Source organism: Micromonospora sp. KC207, from assembly GCF_004348615.1.
GTDB lineage: Bacteria > Actinomycetota > Actinomycetes > Mycobacteriales > Micromonosporaceae > Micromonospora.
The window spans coordinates 1-7824 of sequence record NZ_SMKJ01000309.1 but is presented as its reverse complement, the minus strand read 5'-3'; the positions used below and the strand labels follow the sequence as shown (position 1 = coordinate 7824).

At 72.4% G+C, this 7824-nt stretch carries 6 protein-coding genes; 4 read left to right on the top strand and 2 right to left on the bottom strand.

The window, feature by feature from the left end; translation table 11 throughout:
* Positions 1-118: 118 nt before the first annotated feature.
* From E1258_RS27490 to mshC, 3 genes are all read left to right on the top strand, one after another.
* Positions 119-700: a DUF3090 domain-containing protein gene (locus E1258_RS27490; RefSeq protein WP_132406230.1), complete on the top strand. Its 582-nt coding sequence runs from the start codon at positions 119-121 to the stop codon at positions 698-700.
* Positions 697-1515, top strand: a complete 819-nt coding sequence (locus tag E1258_RS27485) for an SCO1664 family protein (RefSeq protein ID WP_132406228.1) — start codon at positions 697-699, stop codon at positions 1513-1515. The genes E1258_RS27490 and E1258_RS27485 overlap by 4 nt, the downstream gene beginning before the upstream one ends.
* A gap of 96 nt (positions 1516-1611) precedes the next feature.
* A complete protein-coding gene (gene mshC, locus E1258_RS27480; RefSeq protein WP_132406226.1) occupies positions 1612-2850 on the top strand; it encodes a cysteine--1-D-myo-inosityl 2-amino-2-deoxy-alpha-D-glucopyranoside ligase in 1239 nt (412 codons plus the stop codon).
* Between the two features lie 102 nt (positions 2851-2952).
* Here the strand turns inward: mshC and E1258_RS27475 are convergent, their stop codons facing one another.
* Together E1258_RS27475 and E1258_RS27470 are read right to left on the bottom strand one after the other, a co-directional pair.
* Positions 2953-3744, bottom strand: coding sequence for a GntR family transcriptional regulator (locus E1258_RS27475; protein ID WP_132406224.1), 792 nt, complete (start codon positions 3742-3744; stop codon positions 2953-2955).
* Positions 3745-3882: 138 nt separating this feature from the next.
* Positions 3883-4752 (bottom strand): PAC2 family protein, encoded by an 870-nt coding sequence (locus E1258_RS27470; RefSeq protein WP_043968784.1) that lies wholly within the window; start codon positions 4750-4752, stop codon positions 3883-3885.
* A 267-nt stretch (positions 4753-5019) separates the two neighbouring features.
* Here E1258_RS27470 and metH point away from each other — a divergent pair.
* On the top strand, positions 5020-7824 hold a 2805-nt coding region (metH, locus tag E1258_RS27465), incomplete at its 3' end, for a methionine synthase (protein WP_207919746.1).

Here is a 7824-nt window from a genome sequence, read left to right as displayed (position 1 = left end):
GCGGGGGCCGGGCGGTGAGGCCGGCGGCGGTCGTGCGGTACGGCGGTCGTGGCGGGGGCCCGCGATTCACTGTCGGTGGGGTGCGCGACGCCGCGGCGCGCCGGATAGGGTCGTAAGCATGACCCACCAGGTGCACGCCTTCGAGCCGCCGGAGCGGTTCGTCGCCGGGACCGTCGGGCCGCCCGGGGAGCGCACGTTCTTCCTCCAGGCGCGCGGCGGAGGCCGGCTGGTCAGCGTCGCGCTGGAAAAGGTTCAGGTGTCGTTGCTCGCCGAGAAGCTGGAGGAGTTGCTCACCGAGGCGCAGCGCCGCTTCGGCGTGCAGCTGCCCGAAGCGGCGGTTTCCGTGGGCGACAACGACCCGCTGGACACGCCGGTCGACGAGGAGTTCCGGGTAGGCACCCTCGGGCTGGCCTTCGACGTCGACACCGCGACCGTCGTGATCGAGGCGATCGCCGCCAGTGAAACGGAGGCCGAGGTCGAGTTGGGCGGCGACGAGGAAGCCGACGACGAGGAGGACGACGACGAGCCGGACGAGAACCTGGACCGGCTGCGCGTCCGGCTGACCCCCGAGGCGACCCGCGAGTTCATCGAGCGGGCTCGCCGCGTGGTCAACGCCGGCCGCCCGCCCTGCCCGCTCTGCGGCCAGCCGCTGGACCCCGCCGGGCACCTCTGCCCGCGGCACAACGGTTACCACCGGTGACCTCGTCGGAACTCGAACGTCGGCAGGAGTGCGCGGCGTCGCTGCGGCTGCTCCGCGACGGTGAGCTGACGGTCGAGGGCCGGCTGGTCGACGCCTCCAACGCCACGCTACTCGGCGTGCTGACCCTCGACGGGGTCAGCGCCCGCTGCGTCTACAAGCCGGTGCGTGGTGAACGCCCCCTCTGGGACTTCCCGGACGGCACCCTCGCCGGGCGCGAAGTCTCGGCGTACCTGGTCTCCCGGGCCACCGGTTGGGATCTGGTCCCGCCGACGGTGCTGCGCGACGGTCCGTTCGGGCCCGGCTCCTGTCAACTGTGGATCGAGGAGCCCTCCGTCGCCGAGCCGCTGGTCGGCTTCGTGCCGGCGGAGTCGGTGCCGCCGCGCTGGTTGCCGGTCGCGGCGGCCCGGGACGACGACGGCACCGCGTACGCCCTGGCGCACGCCGACGACCCGCGCCTGGCGCGGCTGGCCGTACTGGATGCGGTGATCAACAACGCGGACCGCAAGGGCGGGCACGTTCTAGTCGGCCCGGACGACCGGATCTACGGCGTCGACCACGGGGTGAGCTTCCACGTGGAGGACAAGCTGCGCACCGTGCTCTGGGGCTGGGCCGGCCGGCAGCTTCCGGCGGACGCGCTGGAGATGCTCGCCGACCTGGCCGTCCAGCTCGATGGGGCGCTCGGCGCGGAGCTCGCCGAGCACCTGACGATCCGCGAGGTCGCCGAGTTGGCCGCCCGGGTGGGCCGGCTACGCGACAGCGGCCGGTTTCCCCAGCCGCCGCAGGACTGGCCGGCGATGCCCTGGCCGCCCATGTGACCGTCCGGCACGCCGCCATCCGGTGGCGAGCGGTTGTCGCGTTGGTCACCCGTGGGGTGGGTCCGGCGCGTGGGGCGGCTGGCTAGGCTGACGGTCATGGAGTCTTGGGCGGGACACGAGGTGCCACGGCTGCCCGGCAGGGGCGGCCCGCTGACATTGTTCGATTCGGCGCGACGCGGGACCCATCCCAGTCGACCCGGCGACGTGGCCACCATGTACGTCTGCGGAATCACCCCGTACGACGCCACCCACCTCGGCCACGCCGCCACCATGATCACCTTTGATCTCGTGCAACGGATGTGGCGCGATGCCGGCCTGACGGTGCGCTACGTGCAGAACGTCACCGACATCGACGATCCGCTGCTGGAGCGGGCCGCGCGCGACGGCGAGGACTGGAAGGTCCTGGCGATGCGGGAGACCGCGCTGTTCCGCGAGGACATGGAGGCGCTGCGGATGATCCCGCCGACGCACTACGTCGGCGCGGTCGAGTCGATCCCGGACATCGCCGACAAGGTCCTCGTGCTGCTCAAGGACGGGGCCGCGTACCGGCTCGACGACGGAACCGGCGACGTCTACTTCGACATCGCCGCCACACCCGAGTTCGGCTACGAGTCCAACCTGTCCCGCGCCGAGATGCTGGAGATCTTCCCCGAGCGCGGGGGCGACCCGGAGCGGGCCGGCAAGCGCGACCCCCTCGATCCGCTGCTGTGGCGCGGTGCCCGCGAGGGCGAGCCGTCCTGGCCCGGCGGCGACCTCGGCCCGGGCCGGCCCGGCTGGCACATCGAGTGCGCCGTGATCGCGCTGAACCTGCTCGGCGAGTCGATCGACGTGCAGGGCGGCGGCAACGACCTGCTCTTCCCGCACCATGAGTGCTCCGCCGCGCACGCCGAGCGGCTCACCGGCCGGTCGCCGTTCGCGACCCACTACGTGCACGCCGGCATGATCGGCCTGAACGGCGAGAAGATGTCGAAGTCAAGGGGCAATCTGGTCTTCGTCTCCCGGCTGCGGGCCGACAGGGTGGATCCGATGGCGGTCCGGCTCGGGCTGATGGTTGGCCACTACCGCGCCGACCGCACCTGGACCGACGACCTGCTCACCGTCGCCCAGGAGCGCCTGGCCCGCTGGCGCCGGGCCGCAGCGGCCCCGACCGGGCCGTCGGGGGTCGAGCTGATGTCGGCGGTACGCGCGCGCCTCGCCGACGACCTCGACACCCCGGGCGCGATCGCGGTCGCGGACGACTGGGCCGAGCGCGCACTGACCGGCACGGGCGACGACCGTTCGGCCCCGTCCCTCTTCGCCGACACTCTGGACGCCCTGCTGGGCATCCGTCTCTAGCCCACCCACCACCCCGGTGGTCAGCAGAGAAACGTCTGAGCCGATCTCGACGGTGACGAAACCTCTTGACCACCGGGGTGGTGTGCGGGGCCAGCCGCACGGTCAGCCCAGCACCAGGCCCGGGTCCGGGTCGGGGTCCGGGGTAGGGGCCGGGATCTGGTATTCCTCGGTGAGGGTCGTCATCGGGCCGGGCCAGGTGGCCTGGGCGACCTCGATCGGCTTGCGCCGGGCGTCGTAGGCGACGTGCAGCAGGTGCAGCACGGGGGTGTCGGGGCGGATCTGGAGGGTCTCGGCCTCCTCCCGGCTGGGCTGCCGGGCGGTGATGGTGTCGGTGGCGGTGACGTACCGCCGGCCGGTGGCCTCCTCCGCCTCCTGGTACAGGGGCCGGCCGAACGCCTCGCCCCGTTCCAGGCAGGTGCCGGCGGCGTCTCCCGGGAGGAACCACGAGGCACCCACCTCGACGGGGGAGTCCTCGGTGCGGACGAGGTGCCGGCGGCACAGCAGCTCGGTGCCGTCGGCGACCCCGAACGCGTCGGCCACCTCGGGCGGGGCGGGGGCGCGGCCGACCGAGACGAGCTGCTGACGGTACCGGGCGGCCAGGTCAGTGTGGTAGCCGCGGAAGCCGCCGTACCGGCCCCGGGAAAGGCGGTTGAGCCGCCGCCGGGTGCCGCGCACGTACGTGCCGGAGCCGGGTTTGGTGATCAGGATGCCCTCGACCCGTAGCTGGTCGACGGCGCGCTGCACGGTCTGCTTGGCCACGCCGAACATCTCGGCGATGGCCGGGATGGACGGCAGGCGCTCGCCCGGCCCCCAGTCGCCGCGGCGCACCTGGGCCTTGAGCTGCGCGGCGATCTGCCGGTGCGGGAACTCGGCCGCACCCGGGTTGATCTGCATGGCTCCTCCTGGAGATCACAGCTAGGTTCCTAGGATGCCCTAGCGCGCGTGACGGCGCCACCCCGGACACGCGGGAGGCACCTGCCGAAAGCCCCCGGATCCATCGATCCGGGGGCTCTCAGGACAAGCAGGTGGTTACTACCAGGAGCCGGCGGTAGGGCCAGCCGAACCGCCGCGTCGGCGCAGGTACTTCTCGAACTCCTGGGCGATCTCGTCCCCGGTCAGCGGGGTGATGCCCGCGTCGCCGACGCGTTCCTCCAGCTCGCGTACGTACTCGCCGAGCTCGGCGTCCTGCTCGGCGGCCCCGCGCACCCGCTGCTCCCACTCCGCCGCCTCCTCCGCCAGGTCGGCCATCGGCACCGGCAGGTCGAGCACCTCCTCGACCCGGTGTAGCAGCGCGAGGGTGGCCTTGGGGCAGGGCGGGTTGTTGGCGTAGTGCGGCACGTGCACCCAGAACGAGACCGCGTCGACCTCGGCGCGGGTGCAGGCGTCGTGCAGCACCCCGACGATTCCGGTGGGGCCGTCGTACCGGGTGGGGGTGAGCTGGTAGCGCCGGGCCGCCTCCGCGTCCGAGGCGCTGCCGCTGATCGGAAGTGGCCGGGTGTACGGCACGTCGGCCAGCAGCGCGCCGAGCAGCACCACGCGCTCGACCTCCAGGCTGTGGCAGATCTCCAGCACCTGCTCGCAGAACGTGCGCCAGCGCATGCTCGGCTCGATCCCCCGGATCAGCACCACGTCCCGCTCGGTGCCCTCCGGGCTGGCCACCATGAAACGGGTGGTGGGCCACTCGACCCGGCGGGTCTCGCCGTCGGCCATCGTGATCGTCGGCCGGCTGACCTGGAAGTCGTAGAAGTCCTCCGGGTCCAGCTCGGTGACCTGCCGCGCCTGCCAGACCTGCTCCAGGTGCTCGACGGCCGCGGTCGACGCGTCCGCGGCGTCGTTCCAGCCCTCGAAAGCGGCGATGGCCACGGGGGACCGCAGCACCGGCAGCCCGTCGAACTCGGTCATGCCGTCACCTCACCCTGTCGTCGGCGGGCGGCCCCGGGCTGCGGCCCGGTCGTCCGCCCGCCGGGCCCGGTGGCGTCCCTGATGTCCTTCACGTCCGCCAGCCTACGTGTCGGGGCCGGATGCGGCCCGTCGGCCGCGCCGGTCCGGCCGGCGGGCCCCCCGGCGCGGCCGACGCGCCCCGCCGCCGGTGGTGTGACCCGGCCGACACATTGGGAAAGCCCGAGCCGCGGTCACCCCTCCGTGACTCCTCGCACTACCCTAAGTTTCGTGCGGACTTCGTTGCTGGATGTGCTGTCAGACCGGATCGTCGTCGCCGACGGCGCGATGGCGACGATGCTTCAGGCGGCCGACCTGACCCTGGACGACTTCGAGGGGCACGAGGGCTGCAACGAGATCCTCAACGTCACACGCCCGGACGTGATCCATGGGGTGCACGACGCCTACCTGGCGGCCGGCGCGGACTGCGTCGAGACGAACACCTTCGGCGCGAACCTGGCCAACCTCGCTGAGTACGACATCCAGCACCGGATCAGGCAGCTGTCCGAGACCGGCGCGCGAATCGCCCGCCGGGCCGCCGACGCGTGGAGCACCGCCGAACGGCCCCGGTTCGTGCTCGGCGCCATCGGCCCGGGCACGAAGCTGCCCACCCTCGGGCACGCCGCGTACGCGACGCTGCGCGACGCGTACCAGGAGAACGCGGCTGGCCTGCTCGCTGGCGGGGCGGACGCGTTGATCATCGAGACGTGCCAGGACCTGCTCCAGGTGAAGGCGGCGGTGGTCGGGTCCCGCCGGGCCATGGCCGAGACCGGGCAGAGCGCGCCGCTGATCTGCCACGTCACCGTGGAGACCACCGGCACGATGCTGCTGGGCAGCGAGATCGGCGCGGCGCTGACCGCCCTGGAGCCGCTGGGCATCGACCTGATCGGGCTGAACTGCGCGACGGGGCCGGCGGAGATGAGCGAGCACCTGCGCTACCTGTCCCAGCACGCCCGGGTGCCGCTGTCGGTGATGCCGAACGCCGGTCTGCCACAGCTCACCGCCGACGGCGCGGTGTACCCGCTGACCCCGGTGGAACTGGCCGACGCCCTGGAGCGGTTCGTCGCCGAGTACGGGGTGGCGCTGGTCGGCGGGTGCTGCGGGACGACCCCGGAGCACATTCGGATGGTCGCCGAGCGGCTGCACGGGGTGCGGCCGGTCACCCGCGAGCCGCGAGCCGACGCCGGGGTCTCCTCGATCTACCACCACGTGCCGTTCGCCCAGGACGCCAGCGTGCTTATGGTGGGGGAACGGACCAACGCCAACGGCTCGAAGGCGTTCCGCGAGGCGATGCTGGCCGGTGACTGGCAGGCGTGTGTGGAGATCGCCCGCAGCCAGGCCCGGGACGGCTCGCACCTGCTGGACCTGTGCGTGGACTACGTTGGCCGCGACGGCACCCGGGACATGCGGGAGCTGGCCGGGCGGTTCGCCACCGCGTCCACGCTGCCGATCATGCTGGACTCGACCGAGCCGCAGGTCATCGAGGCCGGGCTGGAGATGCTCGGCGGGCGGTGCGTGGTCAACTCGGTCAACTTCGAGGACGGCGACGGGCCGGGTTCCCGCTACGCCCGGGTGATGCCGGTCATCGCCGAGCACGGGGCGGCGGTGGTGGCGCTGCTCATCGACGAGGAGGGCCAGGCCCGCACAACGGAGTGGAAGGTGCGGGTCGCGCAGCGGCTGATCGAGGATCTGACCGGCCGGTGGGGGCTGCGCCGGGCGGACATCCTGATCGACGCGCTGACCTTCCCGATCGCCACCGGGCAGGAGGAGACCCGGCGCGACGGCATCGCCACGATCGAGGCGATCCGGGAAATCGCCCGCCGCTGGCCGGGGGTGAACTTCACGCTGGGCATCTCGAACGTGTCGTTCGGGCTGAACCCGGCGGCCCGGCAGGTGCTCAACTCGGTCTTCCTGCACGAGTGCGTGCAGGCGGGGCTGACGTCAGCGATCGTGCACGCCAGCAAGATCCTGCCGATGTCGAAGATCCCGAAGGAGCAGCGCGAGATCGCCCTGGACCTGGTCTATGACCGGCGCCGCGAGGGCTACGACCCGGTGCAGCGGTTCATCGAGGTCTTCGAGGGGGTGGACGCCTCCTCGGCGCGGGCGACCCGGGCGGAGGAGTTGGCGGCGCTGCCGCTGGACGAGCGGCTGCGGCGGCGGATCGTCGACGGCGAGCGCGACGGCCTGGAGGCCGACCTCGACGCGGCGATGGCCGGGGGCAGGTCACCACTGTCGATCATCAACGACCTGCTGCTGGACGGCATGAAGGTGGTCGGGGAGCTGTTCGGCTCGGGCCAGATGCAGCTGCCGTTCGTGCTCCAGTCGGCCGAGGTGATGAAGAAGGCGGTGGCCTACCTGGAGCCGCACATGGAGAAGGCCGACGACGGCGGCAAGGGCCGGATCGTGCTGGCCACCGTCAAGGGCGACGTGCACGACATCGGCAAGAACCTGGTGGACATCATCCTGTCCAACAACGGCTACGAGGTCGTCAACATCGGCATCAAGCAGCCGATCAACGCGATCCTCGATGCGGCCGAGCAGCACCGGGCCGACGCGATCGGGATGTCGGGGCTGCTGGTCAAGAGCACGGTCATCATGAAGGAGAACCTGGCCGAGATGGCCGAGCGCGGGGTCGCGCAGCGCTGGCCGGTGCTGCTCGGCGGGGCAGCGCTGACCCGGGCGTACGTGGAGGACGACCTGCGGGCGATGTTCCCCGGTCAGGTTCACTACGCCCGGGACGCCTTCGAGGGGCTGTCGCTCATGGAGCGGGTGATGACGGCCAAGCGGGGTGGCGCGCCAGTGGTGGACCCGCAGCGGGAGGCGGCCCTGGCGGCGCGCCGGCAGCGTCGCGAGCGGCAGCGGGCGATGGTCGGCGAGGCGCTGCCGGGGCTGAACGACGCGTCGGTGCGTTCGGACGTGGCGGTCGACGTGGAGGTGCCGACGCCGCCGTTCTTCGGCACCCGGGTGGTGAAGGGCCTGCCGCTGGCGGAGTACGCGGCGCTGCTCGACGAGCGGGCGACGTTCCTGGGGCAGTGG